The 26016-nt window shown below is 57.0% G+C and carries 23 protein-coding genes; 14 read left to right on the top strand and 9 right to left on the bottom strand.

Features of this window, described 5'->3' with window-relative positions; genetic code table 11:
* Nucleotides 1-171: 171 nt before the first annotated feature.
* From flhA to hypA, 6 genes are read right to left on the bottom strand one after another with little or no spacing between them, the layout of a single operon-like run.
* Nucleotides 172-2259, bottom strand: a complete 2088-nt coding sequence (gene flhA / locus GNG27_RS18355; protein ID WP_156264503.1) for a formate hydrogenlyase transcriptional activator FlhA — start codon at nucleotides 2257-2259, stop codon at nucleotides 172-174.
* A 53-nt stretch (nucleotides 2260-2312) separates the two neighbouring features.
* On the bottom strand, nucleotides 2313-3323 hold the full coding sequence (gene hypE, locus GNG27_RS18350) for a hydrogenase expression/formation protein HypE (protein ID WP_156264502.1): 1011 nt from the start codon (nucleotides 3321-3323) through the stop codon (nucleotides 2313-2315).
* Nucleotides 3320-4441 (bottom strand): hydrogenase formation protein HypD, encoded by a 1122-nt coding sequence (gene hypD, locus GNG27_RS18345; RefSeq protein ID WP_156264501.1) that lies wholly within the window; start codon nucleotides 4439-4441, stop codon nucleotides 3320-3322. The genes hypE and hypD overlap by 4 nt, the downstream gene beginning before the upstream one ends.
* Nucleotides 4441-4719, bottom strand: a complete 279-nt coding sequence (locus tag GNG27_RS18340; RefSeq protein WP_156264500.1) for a HypC/HybG/HupF family hydrogenase formation chaperone — start codon at nucleotides 4717-4719, stop codon at nucleotides 4441-4443. Before GNG27_RS18340 ends, hypD begins: the two co-directional genes overlap by 1 nt.
* The gene (gene hypB, locus GNG27_RS18335; protein WP_156264499.1) at nucleotides 4710-5582 is read right to left on the bottom strand and encodes a hydrogenase nickel incorporation protein HypB; all 873 of its coding nucleotides are present in this window, start codon (nucleotides 5580-5582) and stop codon (nucleotides 4710-4712) included. The genes GNG27_RS18340 and hypB overlap by 10 nt, the downstream gene beginning before the upstream one ends.
* A 3-nt stretch (nucleotides 5583-5585) precedes the next feature.
* Entirely contained in the window at nucleotides 5586-5936 is a 351-nt protein-coding gene (hypA, locus tag GNG27_RS18330; protein ID WP_142486869.1) for a hydrogenase maturation nickel metallochaperone HypA, read from the bottom strand.
* Nucleotides 5937-6170: 234 nt separating this feature from the next.
* Here hypA and GNG27_RS18325 point away from each other — a divergent pair, with 234 nt between their 5' ends.
* The 10 genes from GNG27_RS18325 (at nucleotide 6171) to GNG27_RS18280 (ending at nucleotide 14838) form a co-directional block, all read left to right on the top strand.
* Nucleotides 6171-6629 (top strand): transcriptional regulator, encoded by a 459-nt coding sequence (locus GNG27_RS18325; RefSeq protein ID WP_142486868.1) that lies wholly within the window; start codon nucleotides 6171-6173, stop codon nucleotides 6627-6629.
* Nucleotides 6630-6705: 76 nt separating this feature from the next.
* Complete coding sequence (locus GNG27_RS18320) at nucleotides 6706-7311, top strand: 4Fe-4S dicluster domain-containing protein (protein ID WP_142486867.1); 606 nt, start codon at nucleotides 6706-6708, stop codon at nucleotides 7309-7311.
* Complete coding sequence (gene hycC / locus GNG27_RS18315; protein WP_156264498.1) at nucleotides 7311-9140, top strand: formate hydrogenlyase subunit 3; 1830 nt, start codon at nucleotides 7311-7313, stop codon at nucleotides 9138-9140. The genes GNG27_RS18320 and hycC overlap by 1 nt, the downstream gene beginning before the upstream one ends.
* Nucleotides 9141-9142: 2 nt before the next feature.
* The gene (locus tag GNG27_RS18310; RefSeq protein WP_156264497.1) at nucleotides 9143-10066 is read left to right on the top strand and encodes a respiratory chain complex I subunit 1 family protein; all 924 of its coding nucleotides are present in this window, start codon (nucleotides 9143-9145) and stop codon (nucleotides 10064-10066) included.
* A 15-nt stretch (nucleotides 10067-10081) separates the two neighbouring features.
* Nucleotides 10082-11791 carry a formate hydrogenlyase subunit HycE gene (gene hycE, locus GNG27_RS18305; protein ID WP_142486864.1) on the top strand — a complete coding sequence of 570 codons (1710 nt, stop codon included), beginning with the start codon at nucleotides 10082-10084 and terminating at the stop codon, nucleotides 11789-11791.
* Nucleotides 11792-11803: 12 nt separating this feature from the next.
* A complete protein-coding gene (locus GNG27_RS18300; RefSeq protein ID WP_156264496.1) occupies nucleotides 11804-12349 on the top strand; it encodes a formate hydrogenlyase complex iron-sulfur subunit in 546 nt (181 codons plus the stop codon).
* Nucleotides 12346-13110, top strand: a complete 765-nt coding sequence (nuoB, locus tag GNG27_RS18295; RefSeq protein ID WP_156264495.1) for an NADH-quinone oxidoreductase subunit B family protein — start codon at nucleotides 12346-12348, stop codon at nucleotides 13108-13110. The genes GNG27_RS18300 and nuoB overlap by 4 nt, the downstream gene beginning before the upstream one ends.
* Complete coding sequence (locus GNG27_RS18290) at nucleotides 13110-13520, top strand: formate hydrogenlyase maturation HycH family protein (RefSeq protein WP_142486861.1); 411 nt, start codon at nucleotides 13110-13112, stop codon at nucleotides 13518-13520. The genes nuoB and GNG27_RS18290 overlap by 1 nt, the downstream gene beginning before the upstream one ends.
* Nucleotides 13513-13968: a hydrogenase maturation peptidase HycI gene (gene hycI, locus GNG27_RS18285; RefSeq protein ID WP_156264494.1), complete on the top strand. Its 456-nt coding sequence runs from the start codon at nucleotides 13513-13515 to the stop codon at nucleotides 13966-13968. Before GNG27_RS18290 ends, hycI begins: the two co-directional genes overlap by 8 nt.
* Before the next feature lie 489 nt (nucleotides 13969-14457).
* Complete coding sequence (locus tag GNG27_RS18280) at nucleotides 14458-14838, top strand: cell envelope integrity TolA C-terminal domain-containing protein (RefSeq protein ID WP_370462878.1); 381 nt, start codon at nucleotides 14458-14460, stop codon at nucleotides 14836-14838.
* Nucleotides 14839-15051: 213 nt separating this feature from the next.
* Here GNG27_RS18280 and GNG27_RS18275 read toward each other — a convergent pair whose 3' ends face one another.
* A complete protein-coding gene (locus GNG27_RS18275; RefSeq protein WP_156264492.1) occupies nucleotides 15052-16008 on the bottom strand; it encodes a hypothetical protein in 957 nt (318 codons plus the stop codon).
* Between the two features lie 505 nt (nucleotides 16009-16513).
* Nucleotides 16514-16969, bottom strand: coding sequence for a hypothetical protein (locus GNG27_RS18270; RefSeq protein WP_156264491.1), 456 nt, complete (start codon nucleotides 16967-16969; stop codon nucleotides 16514-16516).
* Nucleotides 16970-17570: 601 nt separating this feature from the next.
* On the opposite strand from GNG27_RS18270, the gene GNG27_RS18260 reads away from it, so the two are divergent.
* Nucleotides 17571-18260, top strand: coding sequence for a hypothetical protein (locus tag GNG27_RS18260; RefSeq protein ID WP_156264490.1), 690 nt, complete (start codon nucleotides 17571-17573; stop codon nucleotides 18258-18260).
* A gap of 209 nt (nucleotides 18261-18469) precedes the next feature.
* Nucleotides 18470-18949 (top strand): type VI secretion system tube protein TssD, encoded by a 480-nt coding sequence (locus GNG27_RS18255; protein ID WP_156264489.1) that lies wholly within the window; start codon nucleotides 18470-18472, stop codon nucleotides 18947-18949.
* Between the two features lie 149 nt (nucleotides 18950-19098).
* On the opposite strand, the gene GNG27_RS18250 is transcribed toward GNG27_RS18255, so the two are convergent.
* Entirely contained in the window at nucleotides 19099-22662 is a 3564-nt protein-coding gene (locus GNG27_RS18250) for a peroxidase family protein (protein ID WP_156264488.1), read from the bottom strand.
* A 615-nt stretch (nucleotides 22663-23277) separates the two neighbouring features.
* On the opposite strand from GNG27_RS18250, the gene hydN reads away from it, so the two are divergent.
* The gene (hydN, locus tag GNG27_RS18245; protein WP_142486855.1) at nucleotides 23278-23823 is read left to right on the top strand and encodes an electron transport protein HydN; all 546 of its coding nucleotides are present in this window, start codon (nucleotides 23278-23280) and stop codon (nucleotides 23821-23823) included.
* A 40-nt stretch (nucleotides 23824-23863) separates the two neighbouring features.
* Nucleotides 23864-26014 carry a formate dehydrogenase subunit alpha gene (gene fdhF, locus GNG27_RS18240; protein WP_156264487.1) on the top strand — a complete coding sequence of 717 codons (2151 nt, stop codon included), beginning with the start codon at nucleotides 23864-23866 and terminating at the stop codon, nucleotides 26012-26014.
* The last annotated feature ends 2 nt before the right edge of the window (nucleotides 26015-26016 follow it).

Raw genomic sequence — 26016 nt, 5'->3', positions numbered from 1 at the left:
GCGATGTGAATTTTTCTTGAGAAATGTCTTATTATGGCGAAATTCGCGGAGCGAAAACAAAAATGCACAGGAATATGACAGGGGAATGACGCCGGTAAGGGCAGGGAAATAGCACCCCGAAAACATGAGAATTATATTCCACTCATGCGGGTGATATTTCCCTCCTGCGTCCTACAAAATGGCGTTCTTATCGATTCCCAGGCGCTTCATGCGCGACAGGAGCGTGGTGCGCTTCAGGCCCAGGCGTTTGGCTGCGCCTTTTGGCCCGGCGATCACGCCGTTGGTCTCTTTCAGCACCCGCATAATGTGTTGATACTCCTCCTCGCCTTCGCGGATCGGGCTGACGGGCGTCTCCGGCACTGCGGCGCTGACAAAGCGCGGATAATCGATATCCGGGAGCGACAGTTGCAGGACGTTGCCGCGGGTCAGGAGCACCGCCCGCTCAATCACGTTTTCCAGCTCGCGCACGTTGCCCGGCCACTCCATCTTACTGAGCTGACGCAGCGTCTCCGCCGGGATACTGTCGATATTGCGCCCCAGCCGGTGGGCAATCTTGAAGGTGAACGACTTCACCAGCAGGGGAATATCTTCCGGGCGTTCCCGCAGGGGCGGGAGGAAGATCGGAAACACGTTGAGCCGGTAGTAAAGGTCGCTGCGAAACTCACGATCGGCGACCATTTGCGTTAAGTCGCGGTTGGTGGCGGCGATCAGGCGCACATCAGTGTGGATGGTGCGGTTGCTGCCGAGCCGTTCGAACTCCTGCTCCTGGAGCACGCGCAGCAGCTTGGGCTGGAGCTCAACAGGCATATCGCCCACTTCATCGAGGAACAGCGTGCTTTTGTCCGCCAGCTCAAAGCGGCCAATATGCTGGGCGCTGGCGCCGGTAAAGGCCCCGCGCTCGTGGCCGAAGAGGTCGCTTTCCAGCAGACCGGCGGGCATTGCCGCGCAGTTCATCTTCACCATCCGGCGGTCGCTGCGTCCGCTGAGGTTATGAATGGCGCGGGCAATCAGCTCTTTACCGGTCCCGGTCTCGCCGAGGATCAGCACCGTGCTGTTGCTGTGGGCGACCATCTCTACCTGCTTCATCACCGTCATCATCGGCGAGCTGCGGCCAATGATTTCGCCAAAATCAGTAGCGACGTTGTTGATCTGCTCGGTCAGGGCGAGGTTTTCGTCGATCAGCCGCTCCTTGAGGTGGCTGATTTCGCGGTAGGAGAGGGCGTTATCTACGGCAATGGCGATGCGTTCGGCAATCTGGTTCAGCAGCTCCAGGTTCGAGGCGGTAAAGACCTGGGCCTGGCACTGGGCCAGCTTCAGGGTGCCGAGGATCCGATCGCGGAAAATCAACGGGAAGAGGCACAGGGTCTGATCCTGTTCGCCCCACATATCAAACAGCATGCGTTCGTACGGGGCGTGCTGATCGCGGCTGTGCAGATTAAGCATCAGCATCTTTTTGTTACGCATGACTTTTTCCGACAGCGTGCCCTTCTCGTCCACCTCGCTCTGATCGTACAGCGGGGCGTTTTTATCCAGGTAATGGGTGGAGTAGACGAGGAGCTTGCCCTTGCGCTCGCTGCGCAACACCATGCTGATGGAATCAATGCCGAAGTTGCGCTGGATCTCGCGGGAAACCTCTGTCACCAGCTCGTCGAGATCGAGTTTGGACAGCACCGCGTTGGTGATGGCGACCAGCAGGCGGAAATCGTTACGTTCACGGCACAGCACGTCATAGCTGTCGCTGTTATTCTGCCGGGCCAGGATCTGCTCCACCGCCAGGCCGGCCGCCTGGGTCAGGGTTTGCAGCCGGGAAAAATCGCTGTCGCTCCAGGGGCGATCCTCACTGCGCAGGAACTCGCAGCCGCCGAAGATCCGGCCGTCGGCCGCCAGCGGGGTCAGGCAGTAATGGGCAAAAGGCGCATAGAGATCCAGCCCGGCCAGCGCCGGCCAGGTCTCTTTAAAGGTGTCCGCCGGACAGTGCAGCACGTCCGGGCGCGACAGCATGCGGCGAAAAGGTCCGTTCGCCAGCAGCGGCTCATTTTCATAGCGGATATCCCGATCCTGCTCGTCGGTGCTGTACAGATAAACGCGACGCTGCTCTGACTGCCAGAGCAGAATATTGGCGCGATCGGCCAGGTTCATCTGCCGTGCATGCCAGGTCAGCGCCTGCGCCAGGGCGCAGAGATCGGGCTGTTGCAGCAGGCTACGGGTAATATCGAACAATCCTTGATCGATGGGATCGTTCGTGGGTGTATACGACATGCGTTTTATCCAGAGTATCCAGAAAAATGAGAAGCTAATGAGTGCTGCCGGGATCAGCAAATACGCGGTAGCGGTTCGGCATGTGGCAAATTCAGGGTTCGCTTCACGCCGTACAGTCCGGTGAGCCTGACACCTTTGCGCTCGACCACCTCGCCGATGATGGCCGCGTCCTGGCCCAGAGGATGCTGGCGTACTAAGCCTAGCACGCGCTCCGCTTCATGGCGTCCGACCGCAATCACCAGTTTGCCTTCGTTGGCAAAGTTAAGCGGGTCCAGCCCCAGCAGCTCGCACGCGCCGCGCACGGCGGGCTTCACGGGGAGCGCCCCCTCCTGTAATTCAATCCCACAGCCGCTGCTGGCGGCAAACTCGTGGGCAACGGCATTTACGCCGCCGCGGGTGGCGTCGCGCAGGGCTTTGATGCCGGGCTCTGCCCGCAGCGCCTGAATGAGCGGTGTCAGGACGGCGCAGTCGCTTTGCAGGTCGCCATCCAGACCTAAGCCTTCGCGCAGGTTCAGGATAGTCGCGCCGTGATCGCCCAGCGTGCCGCTGACCAGCAGCACATCGCCTGGCGCAATCTGGCGCATCCCCCAGTTTACCCCCTCGGGAATCGAACCGATACCGGCGGTGTTAATAAACACTTTATCCGCCGCGCCGCGCGGGACCACTTTGGTATCGCCGGTCACAATGGTGATGCCTGCTTCAGAGGCGGCGGTGGCCATGCTGGTGACGATGCGCTCCAGCGCCGCCATCTCCAGCCCCTCCTCGAGGATAAAGCCGCAGGAGAGCCAGCGCGGGATCGCCCCGCTGACCGCCACGTCGTTGGCGGTACCGCAGACAGCCAGCTTGCCGATATCGCCCCCCGGGAAGAACAGCGGGTCAATCACGTAGCTGTCGGTGGAAAAGGCCAGCCTGTCGCCCTGAGCGGTGAGCTCATGCAGGGGAATACGGGCCTGATCTTCCTGCTCGTTCAGCAGCGGGTTGGCGAAGGCGCGCATAAAAAGCTCGCCGATCAGCTGTTGCATGGCCTGTCCGCCGCTCCCGTGGGCGAGGGTAATCTGTTTCAACTTTCACACTCCTGAGAACGGTACTGATACCAGGCGCTACACGCCCCTTCCGATGACACCATGAGCGCGCCAAAGGCGCTTTGCGGCGTGCATTTGTTACCAAACAGCGGACACTGGGCCGGTTTACAGCGCCCGGTCAGGACCGCGCCGCAGCGTGCCTCAGGATCGTCACAGATGTCTTGCGCACGGGTGCTGAAGTGGCGCTCGGCGTCGAACTGGCGATACGCGTCGGTGAGATGCACGCCGGAGTGTTCAATCACCCCCAGCCCGCGCCATTCGCTGTCGCCTTCTATGCCGAATACCTCTGCGATGGCGGTCTGGGCCACGGCGTTGCCGTTCTCAGGCACGATGCGGCGATACTGATTTTCGACCTGGCTTACGCCCGCGATCTTCTGCTCCACGATCATCAACACCCCCTGCAGCAGATCGACCGGTTCAAAACCGGCGACCGCCAGCGGGCGCTGATGTTCCGCCGCGATAAAATCGTAGGCGTGGGTGCCAATCACCATGCTGACGTGCCCCGGTGCCAGGAAAGCGTCGATGCCGTTTTCCGGCTGTTCCAGCAGGCTTTTCAGCACCGGGATTAGCGTGATGTGCTGGCAGAAAAAGAAGAAGTTCTGTACGTTAGCGGCCTTCGCCTGGCGCAGGGTCAGGGCGGTGGCGGGCATGGTGGTTTCAAACCCCAGGCCGAAGAACACCACTTTCCGGTCCGGGTTTTGCCGGGCCAGCTTCAGCGCGTCGGCGGGGGAGTAGATGATCCGCACATCCGCGCCGCGCATCCGGGCATCCAGCAGGGAGCCGTTTTTACCCGGCACCCGCATCGCGTCGCCGAAGGTACAGAAGATCACCTCCGGGTGGCTGGCGATCTCAATGCAGGTATCGATCCGCCCCATCGGCAGGACGCACACCGGGCAGCCGGGGCCGTGGATAAACTCAATATTCTCCGGCAGGAGCCGATCGAGGCCGAACTTAAAGATGGCGTGGGTGTGCCCGCCGCACACCTCCATGATCCGCAGCGGACGCTGGGGCGTACAGGGAAGGGCTTTGGCGCGGACGCTGAGCGTCTCAATCAGGGCCATCACCTTTTGCGGGTCGCGGTATTCGTCTACAAAGCGCATCAGCGGGGCTCCTCGCCAAACAGCAGCGGGCCCACGTCCGGCTCAACGTCGAACATATTCTGCAGCGCGGCGAGGGTGTCCAGCGCCTCCGCTTCATTTATCACGCTCATGGCGAAGCCGACGTGGACCAGTACCCACTGGCCGAGACGGCTGTTGCCGTCGTCGTCGTGAGCGCCGACCAGGGTCAGATCCACATCGCGCAGCACGCCGCAGACCTCGACTTTGGCCTGCATACCGTCCACAATAGCGGTGATTTTACCGGGAACGCCTATGCACATCGCTGCGCCTCCAGCCAGTCAAGCCAGGCGTCCATCCCGTCACCCCGCGTGGCGGAGACCAGCAGGATCGCGATATCCGGGTTCACTTCCCGGGCGGCGGCAAGGCATTTCTCCACGTCAAAGCTGAGGTACGGCAGCAGATCGACCTTGTTGAGCAGCATGATGGAGGCGGCGGCGAACATGTGCGGATATTTCAGCGGCTTGTCCTCGCCCTCGGTAACGGAGAGTACCGCCACCTTATGGCGCTCCCCGAGATCGAAGCTGGCCGGGCAGACCAGGTTGCCGACATTCTCGATAAACATAATCCCGCCCTCGTCCAGGGGCAGGCGCTGTATCGCGTCAGAGATCATTTGCGCGTCCAGGTGGCAGCCTTTGCCGGTATTAACCTGGATCGCCGGAGTGCCGGTGGCGCGGATCCGCTCGGCATCATTCACGGTCTGCTGATCGCCTTCGATCACCGCGCAGGGCACACGCTGCTGTAAGCGCGTTAAGGTCTCGGTCAGCAGGGTGGTTTTACCGGAGCCGGGGCTGGAGACCAGATTCAGCGCCAGCTGCTGCCGGGCACGGAACCGCTGGCGGTTACCTTCGGCAACCTGATTATTTTTGCTCAGCACGTCGATCTCAATCTCGACCATCTTGCGCTGGCTCAGGCCCGGCGCGTGAGTGCCTGCGGCCCCCTGGCCGTAATCAAGCTGGCCTGGCTGCTGTTCCGTGGGCGCAAAATCGCCGCCGCCGATCCGCGTGACGTGAAACGTCTGGCGGGGTGCCGGAGAGAATGGGGCGCTGCGAAAAGCGGAATGGGCATTCCGCTCGTCGCCTTCTATATAGAGGTTGCCGTGGGCGCAACCGCAGGTGGTACACATGATTTACTCCTGTTCAATTTCCAGACGCGTGATGTGCAGTCCGTCGTCAGCGACGATATTCAGACTCGCGCCGCCGCATTGCGGGCAGCGTCGCACGCGATGGGTTAGCAGCTGGACATATTCCTGGCAGTCCTGACACCAGCATTCCGCCTGCTGTTCTTCGAGATGCAGCCCGCAGCCTTCGGCCAGGGTGCCGCGGCAGACCAGCTCAAAGCAAAATTCCAGCGCGCTGCTTTCCACGCAGGAAAAAGCGCCGACGCGTAGCCAGACATCCGTCACCCGCTTCGCGTGATGCTGATGGGCCTGTTGTTCGATCAATTCCAGCGCCTGCTGGCAGAGGGTGATTTCGTGCATTGTGCTATTCCCGGTGAAGTCTTGCGGGGTAAAGCAATATTGATGCCAGCTTTTAGTGAGGAGAAAGTGCGGGGGAAGACTGAACCCTGACAAAGATGACGAAATGACATGTCATTTTTTGTGATCGGGCAGGCTTTAAAAAATAAAAATGCATAAAATCAATGCGTTAAAAAATGGCATGAAATGTGCTTAGTGAAGCGAACTCTTTACATATGACGCATCAGGTACATCACCATGACACTTTCAGAATTGAGCGAAAAAGCCAATTTTATAGCCGGGCAACAGCGCGTGCTCCGCGCCCACTGGAACCACTACGGTAATTCACTGGTTCAGGCCATTACCCTCTCCAAAGCCAGTCTGCACCTGAGTGTGGGCTGCAACAACGACACCGGGCTCGGTTTCTGGCTGTTCGACCACTTCCTTATCCGCGTGACGCCTGAACAGGCGTTCAACGGGCATATCTTCAATTACACCATCGAAGCGCGTGACAACGACGAGAGCGTGCTGATTGGTCGCGCCCGGCTGAGCGACGACGGGATGCTGGACGGCAGCATTCACATCGACCAGCGCGAAGCGGTATTCAACCATTTCCTTGGGAAAATCAACGGCGTCTATGCCGCGCTGTTTGAGGCCACCGAACGCGGCGAATCGCTGACCCTGGCGGCGCTCGCGCAGCACCACGCTGCCGCCTGAATTCGATGTCGTCAGGTGTCGAAAATGACACTTCCGCCATTTTTCGTCAAAAATGACTATCACCAGAGGAAACCAGGTGAATCGTTTTGTAATTGCCGATCCCACGCTGTGTATCGGGTGCCACACCTGTGAGGCAGCCTGCTCAGAAAACCATCGCCAGCATGGCCTGCAAAGCCAGCCGCGACTGAAAGTGATGCGCAACAGCCAGGACTCTGCGCCGCAGCTTTGCCATCACTGCGAAGATGCCCCCTGCGCTCAGGTGTGCCCGGTCAATGCCATCACCCGCATTGACGGCGCCATCCAGCTCAATGAAAGCCTGTGCGTCAGCTGCAAGCTGTGCGGTATTGCCTGCCCGTTTGGCGCCGTTGAGTTTGCCGGGAGCCGCCCGCGGGCCATTCCTGCCAACTGTAATACCAGCAAGGCGCCGATGGCCGCTCCGGCTCCCGCCCGCGTCAGCCCGTTCCTCGACTGGGTGCCCGGCGTGCGCGCCATTGCGGTGAAGTGCGACCTCTGCTACTTCGACCCGGACGGGCCGGCGTGCGTGCGCACCTGCCCGACCAAATCCCTGCGTCTGATTAATAACGAGGACATCGCGCGCGCCAGCCGGAACAAGCGCGAACTCACCCTGCATACGGATCTGGGCGATCTGTCGCTGTTCCAGTCGCAACAAGGAGAGCTTTGATGAACGCCTTATCGTTAATTAACCAGGCGCTGGCGTGGTATGTCATCAGCGCGGTGCTGGCCCTCATTTTTTGCGCCAACCGGCCAATCAGCGGTGCCATCGCCGGGATCGGCGGCGCCATTGCCAGCGCCATGACGGTGGGGGCAGGGGCGATCGCGCTGCTCTCCTCGCAAACCGGGCCGCTGCACGCAGAGATAACCTGGCTGCACCTCGGCATGCAGATGACCGGCATCCGGGCGATATGGCTTATCGCCATCGGCCTGCCGGCGTTTCTTATCAGCCTGTTTACCATTGCCTGGCACCGCCACCCGCAGGCGAAAGCCAACGGCCTGCTGACCAACCTGCTGATGGCTGCCGCCGTGGCCGCCATCATGGTCGATAACCTCGGCTGGCTGGTGGTGATGGCGGAAGTGATGGCCCTGTGTGGCGCGTTTCTCACCGGCTGCGCCCAGTCCGGCAAGCTGTGGTTTGTGCTGGGTCGTCTGGGGACCCTCCTGCTGGCCATCGCCTGCTGGCAGGCGTGGGGCTTCTACGGCACCCTGAACTTCGGGGCGATGAATGCCCTGGCTACCGCCCAGGCACCGGGGGCCAGCATCTGGCTGCCGGGCCTGGCGGGCTTTGGCCTGCTGGCGGGGGTTATCCCGCTGCACGGCTGGGCCCCGCAGGCGCATGCTAATGCCAGCGCCCCGGCGGCCGCGCTGTTCTCCACGGTCGTCATGAAGGTTGGCCTGTACGGCATGCTCACCGTGGCGCTGAGCGGGGCATTACCGCCGCTGTGGCTCGGGGTGTTGCTGCTGGTGATGGGCATGCTCACCGCCTTTATCGGCGGGCTGTACGCCCTGATGGAGCACAACATCCAGCGCCTGCTGGCGTATCACACCCTGGAAAACATCGGCATTATCCTGCTCGGCCTCGGGGCGGGCGTCACCGGTATTGCGCTGCACAGCAACCTGCTGATTGCGCTGGGTTTTACCGGCGGCCTTTACCATCTGATTAGCCACGGGCTGTTTAAAACCACGCTGTTCCTCGGCGCGGGCGCGGTGTGGTATCGCACCGGCCATCGCGACATCGAGAAGCTGGGCGGCATCGGCAAAAAAATGCCGCTGATCTCGCTGGCCATGCTGGTGGGGCTGATGGCGATGGCGGCCCTGCCGCCGCTGAACGGCTTTGCCGGGGAGTGGGTGATCTATCAGTCCTTCTTCAATCTCGGCACCCATGACGCCTTTGTTGCCCGCCTGCTGGGGCCGCTGCTGGCAACCGGCCTGGCGATTACCGGCGCGCTGGCGGTGATGTGTATGGCGAAAGTCTATGGCGTCACCTTCCTCGGCGCACCGCGCACCGAAGAGGCGGAAAACGCCTGCTGCGCCCCGTGGCTGATGACCGTCAGCACCGTGCTGGCGGCGCTGTTCTGCGTGGCGGGCGGCGTGGCGGCCCCGTGGTTCCTGCCGATTGTCAGCGGCCTGTTCCCGGTCAGCGGCGGGGAGATGTCTACCGTCTCGCAGCCGATGATTACCCTGCTGCTGATCGCCGGTCTGCTGCTGCCGTTTATCCTGATGGTGCTGTTCAAGGGCGACCGCCTGGCGAACCGCTCCCGCGGCTTTGCCTGGGTCTGCGGCTACGATCACGAAGCCTCAATGGTCATCACCGCCCACGGCTTTGCAATGCCGGTGAAAGAGTCCTTCGCGCCAGTGCTGAAGCTGCGCAAATGGCTCAACCCGGTGCGCTTTATCCCCGGCTGGCAGTGCGACAGCACCGCCGTGTTATTCCACCGTATCGCCCTGATTGAGCTGGCGGTGCTGGTGGTTGTCGTTATCTCCCGAGGAGCCTGAGCATGACCCTCATCTTCGCTTTGATTCAGGCGCTGGTGCTGTTTGCCGTTGCGCCGCTGCTGGCGGGCATTACCCGCGTGGCGCGTGCCCGTCTGCATACCCGTCGCGGGCCGGATATCTTCCAGGAGTACCGGGATCTGATCAAACTCCTGGGCCGCCAGAGCGTGGCCCCGGCGGCGTCCGGCTGGGTGTTCCGTCTGATGCCGTTTGTGATGGTGGCGGTGATGTTCGCCATTGCTACCGCACTGCCGGTGATCACCGTTGCCTCTCCAGTGCCTGCGCTGGGGGATCTGATCACCCTGATCTACCTCTTCGCTATCGCACGCTTCTTCTTCGCCATCGCCGGGCTGGATACCGGCAGCCCGTTCACCGGGATTGGCGCCAGCCGTGAAGCGATGCTCGGCGTGCTGGTGGAGCCGATCCTGCTCCTGGGTCTGTGGGTTGCCGCTCAGGTGGCGGGCACCACCCACATCAGCGCGGTGACTGCGACCATCTACCACTGGCCGGTGGCCCACACCCTGACGCTGTTACTGGCGATGTGCGCCTGCGCCTTCGCCACCTTCATTGAAATGGGCAAGCTGCCGTTTGACCTTGCCGAGGCCGAGCAGGAGCTGCAGGAAGGCCCGCTGTCGGAATACAGCGGCGCGGGCTTTGCCGTGCTCAAGTGGGGCATCAGCCTGAAACAGCTGGTGGTGTTGCAGATGTTTGTCGGGGTGTTTATCCCCTGGGGACAGATGACCCACTTCTCCGCAGGCGGCCTGCTGCTGGCGATCGTCATTGCGGTGGTCAAGCTGGTCGTGGGCGTACTGGTGATTGCCCTGTTTGAGAACAGCATGGCGCGCCTGCGTTTTAACGCCACCTCACGGATTACCTGGACCGGTTTCGGTCTGGCATTTTTAGCTTTCGTCTCCTTGCTGGCGGCGTGACTGTAGAGAATACCCATGTCTGAAGAAAAAGTAGGTCAACACTATCTCGCCGCACTGCATCAGGCCTTCCCTGGCGTAGTGCTGGATGAAGCCTGGCAGACCAAAGATCAAATCACCGTGACGGTGAAAATCAACTACCTGCCGGAAGTGGTCGAGTTCCTGTACTACAAGCAGGGCGGCTGGCTGTCGGTGCTGTTTGGCAACGACGAACGCCAGCTGTGCGGCAGCTATGCCGTCTACTACGTGCTGTCGATGGAGCAGGGCACCCGCTGCTGGCTCACCGTGCGCGTGGAGGTGGACGCCGACAAACCGGAGTTCCCGTCCGTCACCCCGCGCGTGCCCGCGGCGGTGTGGGGCGAGCGCGAAGTGCGCGACATGTACGGCCTGGTGCCGGTGGGCCTGCCGGACGAGCGCCGTCTGGTGCTGCCGGATGACTGGCCGGACGAACTCTATCCGCTGCGTAAAGACAGCATGGATTACCGTCAGCGCCCGGCCCCGACCACCGACAAAGAGACCTATGCGTTCATCAACGAACTCGGGGATAAGAAGAACAACGTGGTGCCGATTGGCCCCCTGCACGTCACCTCCGATGAGCCGGGCCACTTCCGCCTGTTCGTCGACGGCGAGAACATCATCGACGCCGACTACCGCCTGTTCTACGTCCATCGCGGGATGGAAAAGCTGGCCGAAACGCGGATGGGCTACAACGAAGTGACCTTCCTGTCGGATCGCGTCTGCGGTATCTGCGGCTTTGCCCACAGCACGGCCTACACCACCTCGGTGGAGAATGCGATGGGGATCGTGGTGCCGGAACGCGCCCAGATGATCCGCGCCATCCTGCTGGAGGTGGAACGCCTGCACTCGCACCTGCTGAACCTCGGCCTGGCCTGCCACTTCGTCGGGTTTGACTCCGGCTTTATGCAGTTCTTCCGCGTGCGTGAAACCTCCATGAAGATGGCGGAGATCCTCACCGGGGCGCGTAAAACCTACGGCCTGAACCTGATCGGCGGCATCCGTCGCGACCTGCTGAAAGACGACATGATCCAGACCCGCCTGCTGGCCCAGCAGATGCGCCGCGAGGTGCAGGACCTGGTGGATATCCTGCTGAGCACGCCGAACATCGACCAGCGCACCGTCGGCGTGGGTCGTCTCGACCCGCAGATCGCCCGCGACTTCAGCAACGTCGGCCCGATGGTCCGCGCCAGCGGTCACGCCCGCGATACCCGCGCCGACCACCCGTTCGTCGGCTACGGCCTGCTGCCGATGGAGGTTCACACCGAGCAGGGCTGCGACGTGATTTCCCGCCTGAAGGTGCGCATCAACGAGGTCTACACCGCCCTGAACATGATCGACTTCGGCCTCGACAACCTGCCGGGCGGCGAGCTGATGGTGGAAGGCTTTACCTATATCCCGAACCGCTTTGCGCTGGGCTTCAGCGAAGCGCCGCGCGGGGATGATATCCACTGGAGCATGACCGGCGACAACCAGAAGCTGTGGCGCTGGCGCTGCCGGGCGGCCACCTACGCCAACTGGCCGACGCTGCGCTACATGCTGCGCGGCAACACCGTCTCCGACGCGCCGCTGATTATCGGCAGCCTCGACCCTTGCTACTCCTGTACCGACCGCATGACGGTGGTGGACGTGCGCAAGAAGAAGAGCAAGGTGGTGCCGTACAAAGAGCTGGAACGCTACAGCATTGAACGCAAGAACTCGCCGCTGAAATAACCCGGAGCATTCATGTTTACCTTTATCAAAAAAGTCATCAAAACCGGCACGGTGACCGAGTCGTATCCCCTTCAGCCGATTGCGGTCGACAAAAATATGCGCGGCAAGCCGGAGCACGACCCTAAGCAGTGTATCGGCTGCGCGGCCTGCGTGAACGCCTGTCCGTCGAACGCCCTGACGGTAGAGACGGATGTGCAGTACGGTCAGCTTGCCTGGCAGTTCAATCTGGGGCGCTGCATCTTCTGCGGGCGCTGCGAAGAGGTCTGCCCGACCACCGCCATCAAACTCTCCCAGGAGTATGAGCTGGCGGTGTGGAGCAAGGCCGATTTCCTCCAGCAGTCGCGCTTTGACGTCTGCCACTGCCGGGTGTGTCAGCGCCCGTACGCGGTGCAAAAAGAGATCGACTACGTCATCGAACTGCTGCGCCACAACGGCGACAAACGCGCGGAACATCACCGGGAGAGCTTTGAGACCTGCCCGGACTGCAAGCGCCTGCAGGGGCTGACCCCCTCGGACAAAATCCATCTGACCCGCGAGATGAAGGAAGCGACACGATGAGCGAACTCTTAGGCCCACGTAACGAACAGGGGATCCCGGTGCCGGTGACGGTGGATGAGTCCATCGCCCGCATGAAGGCCTCGCTGCTGAAAAAAATCAAGCGCTCCGCCTACGTCTACCGCGTGGACTGCGGCGGCTGCAACGGCTGCGAGATTGAGATCTTCGCTACCCTGTCGCCGATCTTCGACACCGAGCGCTTCGGCATTAAGGTGGTGCCATCCCCGCGCCACGCCGACATTCTGCTGTTTACCGGCGCAGTCACCCGCGCGATGCGCTCCCCGGCGCTGCGCGCGTGGGAATCGGCACCGGATCCGAAAATCTGTATCTCCTACGGCGCCTGCGGCAACTCCGGCGGTATCTTCCACGATCTGTACTGCGTCTGGGGCGGCACCGACAAAATCGTCCCGGTGGATGTGTACATTCCCGGCTGCCCGCCGTCGCCTGCCGCCACCCTGTACGGTTTTGCCATGGCGCTGGGGCTGCTGGAGCAGAAGATCCACGCCCGCGAGCCGGGGGCGCTGGACAACCAGCCCGCCGAGATCCTGCATCCGGAGATGGTTCAGCCCCTGCGGGTCCGCATCGATCGCGCCGCGCGCCGCCTGGCGGGCTACCGCTACGGCCGCCAGATCGCCGACGACTTTATGCGCCATCTGCTTGAAGGGGATAAAAGCGTGGCGGCCTGGCTGGCCCTGGAGAACGATCCGCGCCTGAATGAGATCGTCGGCAATCTCCTTGAGGTGGTCGGGCAGGAGCGTATCTGATGAGCGAAACCGTGGTCTTCAGCCAGCTCAGCCGCAAGTTCATTGACGAAAATGACAACACTCCCGACGACGCCCAGCAGGTGATCTACTACGGGCTGGCCATCGGCCACCATCTGGGGGTCATCGACTGCCTGGAGGCGGCGCTGACCTGTCCGTGGGAGGCGTATCTGGACTGGATCGCCACCCTGGAAACGGGGAGCGAGGCGCGGCGTAAAATGGAGGGTGTGCCGCGCTACGGTGAGATCGTGATCGACGCGAATCATATTGTGATGCTGGCCAGCGCCTTTGACGCCGCAATGGCGCGGCAGACGGCGCAGCAGCAGGAATGGAGCGAAGCGATGCTCGGCATGCTCCACGCCATTCACCAGGAAAACGCCATCTATCTGATGGTTCGGAGGCAACGTGACTGATGTTTTACTCTGCGTCGGCAACAGCATGATGGGCGACGACGGCGCCGGTCCGCTGCTGGCCGGGATGTGCCGCGAAGCGCCCCGCGGCGACTGGGTAGTGTTCGACGGCGGCAGCGCCCCGGAAAACGAGGTGGTCGCGATCCGCGAGCTGCGCCCGGCTCGCCTGCTGATTGTCGATGCGACGGATATGGGGCTCAACCCGGGTGAAATCCGCCGCATCGACCCGGACGACATCGCCGAGATGTTTATGATGACGACGCACAATATGCCGCTGAACTACCTGGTGGATCAGCTACGGGATGATGTGGGGGAGGTGGTTTTCCTTGGTGTGCAGCCGGATATTGTGGGGTTCTATTATCCGATGACGCTAAAGGTGAAAGAGGCGGTGGAAACTGTTTATGAAAGCCTGGCGGAGAGGGACGGAGTGCTGGAGTTTGGGGAGTTGTAGCGAGTCATCACAAAGGTACCTCTCTGGAAATGCCCGGTGGCGGCTAGCGCCTTACCGGGCCTACGAAATATGCGTCATTTGTTGATATTGTGGGTTTTGTAGGCCGCGCAAGGCGTCAGCCGCCGCCCGGCATAAGCGAGCACAATATTTAAACCAGGTTGCTAATTGCATGTACCTCTCTGGTATTGCCCGGTGGCGGCTGGCGCCTTACCGGGCCTACGAAATATGCGTCATTTGTTGATATTGTGGGTTTTGTAGGCCGTGCAAGGCGTCAGCCGCCGCCCGGCATAAGCGAGCACAATATTTAAACCAGGTTGCTGATTGCGTGTACCTCTCTGGAATTGCCCGGTGGCGGCTTACGTCTTACCGGACTTATAGTTCTGTTTTTTATTAGTTCTGTTTTTCGTAAAGTGTTAAACCGAAATTAATTTTAACGGGTATATGAGCACAGGAGTTTAAGGCGTGAGATCGCATGAAAGAGTAGGGAAGATGTTTATGCTTGCCGTTGTGGTCAGCCTGCTAGCAGGTTGTGCGCCGTTACAGCCTTCGGGATGCCACAAAACCTCAGCAATAGGGAGTTGCAGTTCTGGCCGCTGGGACGATCAGGATGAATGGGGCGCGCAGGCGCGGGGTATTAAGGCTGCAATAGAAGATAAAATTGTTGAGCCAGAACGCTGGAAGGGCAAAAAATGCAGGCTGCATATGGAGTTTGCGCAGGATGGTACGGCGTTAAAGGTATCAACCAGTAATGGCAATAAGGAGTATTGTGAGGCGGTGAAACTGGCGGCTCAACAAGCGAAGTTTCCGGCGTTTACCAATCCTGAGGTGTATCGGGATTTTCAGAAGGTTGGGTTTGATATGCGGGGGTAGGTGGGTGGTTATTGCTGGGATGTCCGCTTTGTGCCAGGAGCGGACATTTAGTATCATCCTTAGCCACTTATCAAAACCGAATATCGTACAGTAGAACGGTGTCAGGCCACTTATGTTCAAAGTTGGTGGATAAGATCAAACACTATATCCCAGAGAGATGCCATAAATAATATCTTTGTTGATAAGGGAATGGTCTAATACATAGGAATCAGTTTAATCAAGCGCTTTTTTTAAAAACTCTTTCAAGCCTTGCTCTATTGTTGTGTATCTGGAAGTATAACTTCCATGATCTCCTCCGCGAGGTCCTGTATCAGAACGGTGAATCCCTGATGTGTAAGTTGTTTTATCTTGTGTAGATGGAATAACAAAGAAATAGTAGTTTGTGTATGAGTTATCATACCAGTAGTTGGTGAGTTTTATATTCCCATTAACAATCCATTCCAATTTCCCATATCTCGCATCAGGCTTTTGGAGTGTAAAATTTTTATTCGCAAGATTCGGTGACAAGATAATGCTTTCGTATATGCCAGATAGAGATTGAAATGATAAGTTTTGATCTTGTTTTCGGTTTTCAGTTTCTTTATCCTCCTGAATTTCATTTAGAATATTATTTATATCGAAGGTGATTATTGCTTGTGGTGTACTTGCGGCACTTTTAGGTGATTCAACTGGTTTTGTAAGTGTGGAGGATAGCTTTTCCAACTCATTTTTAAAGCATTGAGATGCTGCTTTCTCTTTTTCAAAATCTCTCTGAGTTTTCAATAAAATATTACAAGTTTCTTCTAAAGCTCTTGATGCCTCATCTCGGTGTAATCGCATATTTTCTGCAACTTTATTTGCCGACCTAAATTTTGATTCAGCGATAGCCAAGGCTGACTTTGTTTCCGCTAAGGATTTAGTTGTCTTATCGAGTTGATAAGTCAGGCTTTCTATCTTCGCGGAAAATTCCTTCGCTTTTTTAAGTATCCCGTTATATTTGTTAACCAGTTCAATTTCCCGAGATGTGCTTATGCTCTTTGATTCATGAACTTCAATTTTATGTAATGTGGATAGGTTAAACCCACCTTTTGTTGCATAAGTTAAAGCCACACCAAAAGCCGATAATGCCTCTGCCTTTGAACTGTTATTCAGAGCTAAGTTCAGAGCCTTCCCTGCTTTCGCTTTATACATAATTTTCGCCTGCCCAATATTATTAAAAAACCTAACAATAATTCTCTGCCTGCTCTGAAAAAATTTAAATAAAAAGATCAATAAGGCAAAGTCAAAATCTATTGCTAACCGCCTCCAGGGGAGATGGTGAAAAGGTAACAACAGAACATTAGAGTTTAGAGTGTAGTGTTTTCTGTATTAAATTTTTTCACAAATAGTGTGCCAACCTACATTACGCGGACACAATTCTATAGTCGGTTTGGACTCTCAGGTGCGGTTGTAAGTATCCCGGTAAACAGACCATACACTTTCAAAAATCTTCCTGTCTCATCATGGAAGGAAATGTCCGCTCCTCGCTCTTAACAGACATCCATTGTTTCTCATAGGTAACAACCGATGTTGTCGTCTTATAAAAAATCGAACACCAGCCCCAACGCTAACCTCATCCTCAACCGCATTAAGGGGCCTTCCACAGCCCCTTATCACAACCTGAAACGAGTCAGCCTTCACGGACTTCCAGCCGCATTCAATGCACCGTAATATACGGCTCCTTCACAAACTCATTAACCAGCCAGACCAGATCGTGCAGCAGCCCCGTCAGTTCTTTCTCGACGCTGGCGGGCAACGTTCCGCCCAGAATTGCCTGCACTAAAGCCAGGGCATAATCCACCTGGGGAGCAGTTTCCTGCCAGCAGTCCGGCATACAGGAGGTGAGTGTTTCCCCCTGGATCAACTGCGCGATAAGGTGCGGAGGGAGTTCGGCATCACAGCGTTCACGCAGCTGGCGCAGCGCGTGCAGCAGACCTTCGCAGAGCGCAGTGCGGGATGCTCTGTCGTCCGTTTCGATCAACACGCTCACCAGCGCGGCGCAGCGATCGGCGACCTCAAAGAGATCCGCAGCAGCAGAAAGTGGCGTAGTCAGGGAAGGGGGAATAACCTGTTCGTCAGATTGCGGGTAAGGCAGGGTTGGGATAGTAGTCATCATGACATCCTCTCTGTATTAATTGATTTAACCATCCTAAAAGTTCCTACGCTCAAAGGAGGCAGCACTGACGGAGGTAGGAATGCCGCCCACAGAGAAAAACGGCCAGCCTTTCGGCTGCTCCGCCAGTGCCACCGTGATTTTACGGGATATGCACTGTCGCGACATACAAATATCGCTCTGTAGAATACGGGTTCCTACACCCGATTGCGGATGTGCCGCAACGCAGTCACTTTACGAGCCTGATAACGGGATTAAAAGCCTTAACCATTAATTACATAGGGTTACTTTAAGGTTTGCGAGGCGCCTTCCAGAAAAGCCATGCCGGGGGCGCTTCGCTTGCCCGGCCTACAATGCTAATACTACGGTTTGTCATGAAAATGATATATTCCACCTCTTCAACACCCACAGCGAAAATACCAGAACTATCATCGTGACTTATGTCCATGACAGCACCTATAAATGCTATAGCTATTATGCGGATCGTTTAAAGGTTCTATTATAAGTGTATTACTTGCAAAATGTTATTTGCTTATTTACTCATCAGATTTTAGTTCTTATACTCGTCATGATAACTTAAGCTAAATTGCCAGGGGCGGCTATGAATTATAACAATGACGTTATTAGCTATTTACAAGCAAACAATATTCTTGCGTTAAAGCTCGATCGTGCACTAACAGGCGTTAAAGAAATGGTTTCAAGGCAGATAGAAACTATAGGCGCAGGTGCTAAACGTGCCCTTTATTACACCTCCTGTTTTACTGATGATTATCAGGATGTTTGTAGAAACCAAAAGAGTGAAGATATTCGTTTTGCAAATGGCGTTGTTCATGTCTTTCAGAACAACGATATTGCTTATGAAATGCTTCGTATTTATTTTGATGATATATTTCAGTGCAAAACGTCAGAACAGCTAGAGAATATCAAGCGTAAGTTAATGGCGGTTAACATTCATATTGCCGCAAGTTCTCTCACCAACGCCGGATTCGCGCTAGCGGTCGCTTACTGTGTCGCTATTGGAATGAACTTACGTCTCGAAATGAGTGCCCTGGTAGGTAGTAAGGCCAGAGGGGTTGTTGCCCTTGCGGGTATGTATGGCGCCGTTCAGAAAGCGGCTGACAGTGCGCAACGACTGAAATATCTATATCCAGCCTATTACGCAGCGTTGTACTCACGGGAGCTTGAAATAATGTATTTTCTGATAGAGCCATTATTTGAACGAGCCGGAGCATTCTCTCATTCAACATCGGATAACGATATAGCCGATATCATCACTAAGATGATTAAATAATCATGAATATTATATATAGAATATTCAGGCGAATATTTAAGTCTTTGCTCGCCGACTACGGTCCGGGTATATTAACAATATTATTCGCATTCGTGCTGTTACATTTTTTTCCAAACGGTCCTTTATGGCCTGTTCCTGTCTTTTTTTTAGTTGTTTTGATTTTCATTAAATGGTAAGCCCATCTTTTTTTGAAATAATAAGGACGTTATATGTCAACACCAGCCCATTTATGGCTTGAAGATGAAAATGGCTCTCAAGTTGTAGGAGGCTGCATAATGCCGTTACGGTTAGGTTCAATTGAGCTTAAGTCGTTTTCCCACGGCGTCACTATTCCGGTGGATCCGAACCTGGGAAAGCTTACCGGGACACGTGTCCATCGTCCCATCACTATAGTAAAAGAGTTCGACCGGACCACGCCTCTTCTTTATCGTGCGGTATGTGAAGGAAGAACGATGAAGAAAGCCACAATTAAGATGTACCGAATCCTCGATTCAGGTATAGAGGCTGAGTACTTTAATATTATTCTGGAGAATGTGAAATTTACAACTGTTGCACCCTATCTGGCTCCGAATGGAATGAGTAGCACGCATCTTGAAACGCTGGAATTACGTTATGAGGCGATCACCTGGAAATACACGGATGGGAATATTATTTACCGTGACTCATGGAATGATTATTGCTTTGGGTGAATAGCCATCAACGCCTTGAATATTTCACCAAATCGCCAGCACAAGCCTGGTAATAACAAAACTAAAACAGCTTCATAAAGGTAGATTTCGTCCCCTTTACTAAACTCTATAGTTCTGTTGGCCTGTACTGGCGTAAACTGGTCTTCTCCTTATGCGATCAGAACAAAGTCATGCATATCGATGCTGTTAGCCTTTACGTTCTCTAACGTAATGACATTGCCATTAGCAGGGTTGCCGAGGGTAATCAGGGTACTGTTACCGGCTCCCCCGGCAATAGTGACGCTGCTGGCAAAGTTCGCCACACTAATGCCCAACGCACTCAGATCGAGGTAGTCCTGTCCGCCGCTGGGATTACTGTCGAAGCCGCCGGTAATACGGTCTCGCCCGAAGCCTGCGCTAAAGACGAAGGTGTCATTTCCGGCACCCCCATTCAGGATATCGTCACCCTGGCCGCCCTCGAGCCTGTCGTTACCCGCTCCGCCTGTCAGTTTATCGTTACCGGCACCGCCCTGAAGGGTATCGGCTCCGTCACCCCCATCAAGAGCGTCATTTCCCGCTCCGCCGTTCAGCTGGTCGTTTCCTCCCATCCCATACAACGCGTCATTACCGCTGCCACCGGTGATGGTGTTGGCAATGGCATTCCCTCTGCCGGTGAAAGCGCCTGTCCCGGTGAACACCAGGGTTTCCACGTTGTTGGTCAGCGTGTAACTCTGGAGGGTGGTCTGGACAACATCATTCGTCCCGCTATTAAGATCTTCCTTGACGATATCCTTCGTATTATCAACCAGATAAATATCGTCTCCTGAACCCCCTGTCAGGGTATCGGCACCCGCGCCACCCTCGAGCCTGTCGTTACCCGCTCCGCCTGTCAGTTTATCGTTACCGGCCCCGCCCTGAAGGATATCGGCACCGTCACCTCCATCAAGGGCGTCATTACCGCTGCCACCGGTAATGGTGTTGGCAAGGGCATTCCCTTTGGCGGTGAAAGCGCCTGTCCCGGTGAACACCAGGTTTTCAACGTTACTGGTTAAGGTGTAAGTGTTGAGCGTAGTCTGGACAACGTCCGTCCCGCCATTAAGCATTTCCGTGACTAAATCTCCTTTATTATCAACAGCATAGGTATCATTTCCGAGGCCGCCCGCCATCGCATCGGCGCCGATGCCACCGTTGAGGCTATCGTTGCCAGCCCCACCGTTGAGCGTGTCGTTGCCGCCGCCACCGTTCAGAACGTCGTGACCGAGCCCGCCATTGAGGATGTCATTGCCGTTCCCGCCATTCAGGACGAGGTTGTTGTTGGCTACGACCGGCGGTTTATCGAGCTGACTGGTCCCGAAGATGTTCTCGGGAAGATTGGTCAGGCCGGTGTTGCGTGCCACGATCGCGGCAAAGCCCTGCTCCTCGAGGACATCGTAAAAATCCAGATGCTCCACGCGATCGATGTAATAAAGCCTGTCACCTTCCTGGATGCGGTCAAGCTGCTCGTGGATGATGACCCAGAAGGTCTGGCCCACCACACCGCCATTGATGTGCTTCTCGGCCAGTCCGCCTACGAACAGATCCACTCTGTCGATGCCTTTGACGGTGTTGCCGTTAACAAATTGATAGCCAGGGTTGGCCGCCAGGAAGCCTGCAATCTGAGAATCCTCCAGCACGAGGTCTGGATAGGCCTGCTTAAATTGCGCAATGACGGTGTCGCTGAGATTGTTTCGGGCCTGGAAGTCCTCCCATGAACTGTAGGGTGTGAGATCGCCAGCAAAGCTGACTGCCTCCTTCACGTACGGATCGCGAGAGGCCATCAGGTCGGCCCGGATCTGGTTCATCGAACCCAGACCGACATCCCACTCGCGGGCGACGTCGAAGGCGAACACGTCAGCACTCATACGAACCAGGTCGTTTCGCACAGCATCGACTATATTAACGTCGACTTCTTCCGCTGCCTGGACAACACCCCCGGCAATGATCCCGGCGGCACCCAACTGCTCATAGCCTGGCTGTGGAGAGTAGGGCAGTTGCGCTTTGGGGAAGTTGAACGCGCTCGTATCGTTGGTCGGGTTGAGGAACGCGTCGAACAGCGGCACCTCCGTTGCATTGCCCTGCGCGTCGAGTACCGTCAGCGTCTGCCCTATCAGCGAGTGACCGAACCGGTAAGCCGCCACCGCGAACTCGTGCGAGACGCGGGCATCCGTTTCCGGGTTGTACCCGGCGAAGCCGTGATCGCCTTCACCTCTCATGCCGCCCAGTAGCTTGTCGGCAAAGTCGGTGTAAATCACGCGCTGATATTCAGCCTCGTTGATGATCTTGGCCGCCTGGAACAGCTCTTCCGCTGTTCCAACAAATCCGGCGTCGATCAATCCGTTGACGTGGAAGTTGTGATTCCGCGCCCAGATGTTATGGACCGCAGTGAGTGCGATGTTCTCGTTAGCCCGTCCATCACCCGCCACGTAGTGGTCGAGCAGGTTGATAAAGGGGTTGGTGTCGAGCAGCAGCGCAAAGCCACTTCCCATGTAATTAGAGGTCATGGCAGGAAGCATCGACTGATTGATAACGCCATTGCTGTCGACCAGTCCGGCATAGTACTCCCGGAAGGTCACGTTGTGGTCGCCCGGCAGCGAGTTATCAGTGAACAGCGTGTTGTTGTTCCAGTGATGCAGGATCAGTTCCCTCAGCGTGGGCAGCAGTTTGAAATTCGGATTGGAGGGATCCAGTCCGCCCTCCAGCAGCTTGCCCGTAAATCCGCCCAGTCCGTCGCCTTCACGCAGGAACTGGCCGACGAGTTCGTTCGAGCCATAAGTTTGATTCTGGTCAGCGAAGGGCGATGTCTTATTGAGATGCTGCGGGATGCCATTGGCATCAATGCTGTCAACGGTGCCGCGAGTCAGGTCCGCAGGATTGGGCGCCGAGCCCGGCGCACCAATCTGGATGGTTCCGTTCCCGCCCTTACCGAGGAAATCGAGACCGTGATCGAAGTACTGACCGAAGGCCGTGAACAAGCTGTTCACGCCAGCGGCGTTGCCGGAAAGCTCTGCTTCCTGTGTGCCAAGGGCATCGCTGATGGCACGCGGATCCAGCCCGGAGAACAGGGGGTTGATGTCGCGGTTGTGCGTCGTCTCATTGTAAGCGCCGTAGTGCGCGTCGGTGAGCCGGATGAACGGCTGATCGGCTGAACCATAGTCAAGGTGAGCACGGTTATTGCCGGTGCCTTCGAGATCGCGGATCCCGAGGGCATCGTTGTCTTCACCGCCTTCACGCCCGTTGACGAGATTCTTCAGGTTGGCGACATCGCTGGCGGTGAGCGAGAAGGCTCCGTCGCCGCCAACATCGTCTTCGCCGCCACCGACGTCATCATCATCGTCGTCCGCCGAGGTCTTCTTGCTCGCCAGGATAATGGGTTCGGGAGCTTTGTTCACTTCAACTTTGGATAAGATGCTGGCAGTCTGGTTACTGTTCATTCCTGACGGCGGATCGATAACCGACCCTGTCCCGACGTATTCCGTTTTATAAGTGGGATTAAATAAGCGCTGGAAGGAATGATCTGTGGTAGCAGACTTGTCTTGCCGTGTGGCCGGGTGGCTAAATCCAACATCCGGGGGACTTATAGTGAATGGCACCTGACGGAGTATATTAGCGTTGGCTCCGTCGACATACGCTTGTGTTATAGCGTTTTGCTGGAGGAGATATTTCAGGTCATGCTTTTTGACATTGTTCATGTTCATTACTCTCAATAATGATTATGAAAAGGCATGAAAATGCGCAGCCGGTATGCGACTCCCGCATTACACTCCTGGATTTGCTAACGAACAGATACACTTAGCTCCTGCTGGAAAATCGCAACGACTCCTGTGCCAGATTAATAACAGGCTACAGATAAGCGAACCCTGATATTTAATAAAGTCAAAAAGCAACCACCTTCAATAACTATCCAGCAATCCAACAACAGATGTGAATTTTTCCCGGAAAATATGTGAGGGAAACCTCGATAATAATTGATTATTAATTTGGTCAAGTTAAAAGCAATGATATAAAAGTTTAAAAACCATTATAAGAAATAATACATTACTATCACCGCTTCGCTAAAATGCCGAAACGAACGTATATTCAGGATCATTATGTGTAATAGTAAGCGTGCTTATTTATTATGGAAAATAAGCGAGTGAACAACGTTGTATTACTACGGAATAGTAATTTACTGCCTCAGCGTCAATCCTGCCATCGTCATTTCTGACGACGACAGCGACACGCCGTAATAAAAACCTTTAAATTCAATGTCATAATTTCTGGCGCGATTTATGCATACCCAACCTCGCTTATTACCTAGCCGGAGTTAAAGGATGAATCGCTTTATCATTGCCGATGCCAGCAAATGCATCGGCTGTCGTACCTGTGAAGTGGCCTGCGTGGTGTCGCACCACGACACCCAGGACTGCGCCTCACTGACCCCGCAGAACTTCCTGCCGCGCATTCACGTCATCAAAGGCGTCAACGTCTCCACGGCCACCATGTGTCGCCAGTGCGAAGACGCCCCTTGCGCCAGCGTCTGCCCGAACGGGGCCATCACCCGCGATAACGACTTTGTTCACGTCCACCAGGAGCGCTGCATCGGGTGCAAAACCTGCGTGGTGGCCTGCCCGTACGGCGCGATGGAAGTGGTGCTGCGTCCGGTTGTGCGCAGCATTGGCGCCGGGCTGAACGTGATGTCGGAGAAGGCCGAGGCCAACAAGTGCGACCTCTGCTACCACCAGCCGGACGGCCCCGCCTGCATTCAGGCCTGCCCGACCAATGCCATTGTCTGCATCGACAGGCAGAAGCTTGAGCAGTTGAGTCTCGAGAAACGCCGCCGCGCGGCGCTGGACTCCGTTTCCTCGCAGATGCTCTAAGCCTCTGCCTCTCTTTTCACTTTTAGCAGGTCTGTTACTGATGAAAAAAATCACCAGCGTCTGCCCGTACTGCGGTGCGGGCTGTAAATTAAAACTCGTTGTCGACAACAATAAAATCGTTCGTGCGGAGGGCGCGCAGGGCGTCACCAACCAGAATCAGCTGTGCCTGAAAGGTTATTACGGCTGGGATTTTCTCAACGACACCCGGCTGCTGACGCCGCGCCTCACCCAGCCAATGATCCGCTACCAGAAGGGCGGCAAATTTGTGCCCGTCTCCTGGGATGAAGCCATTCGCTACACCGCCCGACGCCTGAGTGAAATCAAGGCTAACTATGGCCCGCGCGCCATCATGACCACCGGCTCCTCCCGCGGCACCGGGAATGAAACCAACTACGTGATGCAGAAGTTTGCCCGCGGGGTGCTCAACACCAACAACGTCGACTGCTGCGCCCGCGTCTGCCACGGGCCGAGCGTGGCCGGGCTGCAGGAGACGCTGGGCAACGGGGCGATGAGCAACTCCATCAGCGATATCGAAAACTCAAAATGCCTGCTGATCTTCGGCTACAACTGCGCCGACTCGCACCCAATCGTCGCCCGCCGGGTGATCAAAGCCAAACAGAACGGCGCCCGGGTGATCGTCTGCGATCCGCGCAAAATTGAAACCGCGCGCATCGCCGACCGGCATTTGCAGATCCACAACGGCTGCAACATGGCGCTGGTGAACGCCTTCATCTACACCCTGCTGGACGAGAGCCTCTACAACAGCGATTACGTCGCCCGCTACACCGAAGGGCTGGACGCGCTGCGCGAAACGGTCCGCGACTACGCCCCGGAAAACGTCGAGGAGATTACCGGGGTCAGTGCCCGGCAGATCCGCGATGCGATGCGCATCTATGCCGCCGCGCCGTCCGCCACCGTGATGTGGGGGATGGGTGTGACCCAGTTCGGGCAGGCGGTGGACGTGGTGAAAGGGCTCTCCACCCTGGCGCTGCTTACCGGCAACCTCGGGCGCGAACACTGCGGCGTCGGCCCGGTGCGCGGGCAAAATAACGTCCAGGGCGCGTGCGACATGGGGGTGATCCCCAACCAGTTCCCCGGCTATCAGGACGTGACGGACCCCCAGGTGCGGGAGAAATTCGCCCGGGCGTGGGGCGTCGATCCTGCGCGGATGGATGACCAGGTCGGCGTGCGGATCACCGAAGTGCCGCACCTCGCGCTGGAGGGCAAGGTCAAAGCCTATTACATCATGGGTGAAGATCCGCTCCAGACCGAAGCCGATCTGGGCCTGGTGCGCAAAGGGTTTGACGCCCTCGACTTCGTGGTGGTGCAGGACATCTTTATGACCAAAACCGCCGAGGCGGCGGACGTGCTGCTGCCCGCCACCTCCTGGGGCGAGCACGGCGGGGTCTTCACCTGCGCCGACCGCGGCTTCCAGCGTTTTGAAAAAGCCGTTGAGCCCAAGGGCAACGTCAAGCGCGACTGGGAGATCATCAGCCTGATCGCCACCGCGATGGGCTACCCGATGGCGTACCGTGATAACCAGCAGATCTGGGATGAAATGCGCGAGCTGTGCCCGCTGTTCTACGGCGTGACGTACGAAAAAATGGGCGAGATGGGGCACATCCAGTGGCCGTGTCCGACCCTCGATCATCCGGGCACGCCGTGGCTCTACGCGGACAACCGCTTCGACACCCCGAGCGGCAAAGGGCAGCTGTTTGCCGCGCCATGGCGCAAACCGGCGGAGATGCCGGACGCCGACTATCCGCTGGTGCTCTGCACCGTGCGCGAGGTGGGGCACTACTCCTGCCGTTCGATGACCGGCAACTGCGCGGCGCTGCAAACCCTGGCGGATGAGCCGGGCTTTGTGCAGATCAACCCGCAGGATGCGCAGCAGCTCGGCATCCGCGATCGTCAGCTGGTGTGGGTCAGCTCCCGCCGCGGGAAGGTGATCAGCCGCGCCGACGTGAGCGAACGCATCAATCAAGGGGCGGTATACATGACCTATCAGTGGTGGATTGGGGCCTGCAACGAGCTGACCCAGGACAACCTCGACCCGGTCTCGAAAACGCCGGAAACCAAATACTGCGCGGTGAAGATCGACACTATTGCCGATCAAGCCTGGGCAGAAAACTATGCCCAGACCACCTACAGCGCGATGAAACAACGCCTGCGTGAGGCGGTAGAGAGTTAATT

It is taken from the genome of Leclercia sp. 119287 (assembly GCF_009734485.1).
GTDB lineage: Bacteria > Pseudomonadota > Gammaproteobacteria > Enterobacterales > Enterobacteriaceae > Enterobacter > Enterobacter adecarboxylatus_C.
This window is presented reverse-complemented; position numbering and strand designations above follow the sequence as displayed.

Coding starts and splice junctions, on each gene's coding strand:
- flhA (WP_156264503.1), bottom strand. CDS start 2,259: ATGTCGTATACACCCACGAACGATCCCATCGATCAAGGATTGTTCGAT.
- hypD (WP_156264501.1), bottom strand. CDS start 4,441: ATGCGCTTTGTAGACGAATACCGCGACCCGCAAAAGGTGATGGCCCTG.
- GNG27_RS18340 (WP_156264500.1), bottom strand. CDS start 4,719: ATGTGCATAGGCGTTCCCGGTAAAATCACCGCTATTGTGGACGGTATG.
- hypB (WP_156264499.1), bottom strand. CDS start 5,582: ATGTGTACCACCTGCGGTTGCGCCCACGGCAACCTCTATATAGAAGGC.
- hypA (WP_142486869.1), bottom strand. CDS start 5,936: ATGCACGAAATCACCCTCTGCCAGCAGGCGCTGGAATTGATCGAACAA.
- GNG27_RS18325 (WP_142486868.1), top strand. CDS start 6,171: ATGACACTTTCAGAATTGAGCGAAAAAGCCAATTTTATAGCCGGGCAA.
- hycC (WP_156264498.1), top strand. CDS start 7,311: ATGAACGCCTTATCGTTAATTAACCAGGCGCTGGCGTGGTATGTCATC.
- GNG27_RS18310 (WP_156264497.1), top strand. CDS start 9,143: ATGACCCTCATCTTCGCTTTGATTCAGGCGCTGGTGCTGTTTGCCGTT.
- hycE (WP_142486864.1), top strand. CDS start 10,082: ATGTCTGAAGAAAAAGTAGGTCAACACTATCTCGCCGCACTGCATCAG.
- GNG27_RS18300 (WP_156264496.1), top strand. CDS start 11,804: ATGTTTACCTTTATCAAAAAAGTCATCAAAACCGGCACGGTGACCGAG.
- nuoB (WP_156264495.1), top strand. CDS start 12,346: ATGAGCGAACTCTTAGGCCCACGTAACGAACAGGGGATCCCGGTGCCG.
- GNG27_RS18290 (WP_142486861.1), top strand. CDS start 13,110: ATGAGCGAAACCGTGGTCTTCAGCCAGCTCAGCCGCAAGTTCATTGAC.
- GNG27_RS18280 (WP_370462878.1), top strand. CDS start 14,458: ATGTTTATGCTTGCCGTTGTGGTCAGCCTGCTAGCAGGTTGTGCGCCG.
- GNG27_RS18275 (WP_156264492.1), bottom strand. CDS start 16,008: ATGTATAAAGCGAAAGCAGGGAAGGCTCTGAACTTAGCTCTGAATAAC.
- GNG27_RS18270 (WP_156264491.1), bottom strand. CDS start 16,969: ATGACTACTATCCCAACCCTGCCTTACCCGCAATCTGACGAACAGGTT.
- GNG27_RS18260 (WP_156264490.1), top strand. CDS start 17,571: ATGAATTATAACAATGACGTTATTAGCTATTTACAAGCAAACAATATT.
- GNG27_RS18255 (WP_156264489.1), top strand. CDS start 18,470: ATGTCAACACCAGCCCATTTATGGCTTGAAGATGAAAATGGCTCTCAA.
- GNG27_RS18250 (WP_156264488.1), bottom strand. CDS start 22,662: ATGAACATGAACAATGTCAAAAAGCATGACCTGAAATATCTCCTCCAG.
- hydN (WP_142486855.1), top strand. CDS start 23,278: ATGAATCGCTTTATCATTGCCGATGCCAGCAAATGCATCGGCTGTCGT.
- fdhF (WP_156264487.1), top strand. CDS start 23,864: ATGAAAAAAATCACCAGCGTCTGCCCGTACTGCGGTGCGGGCTGTAAA.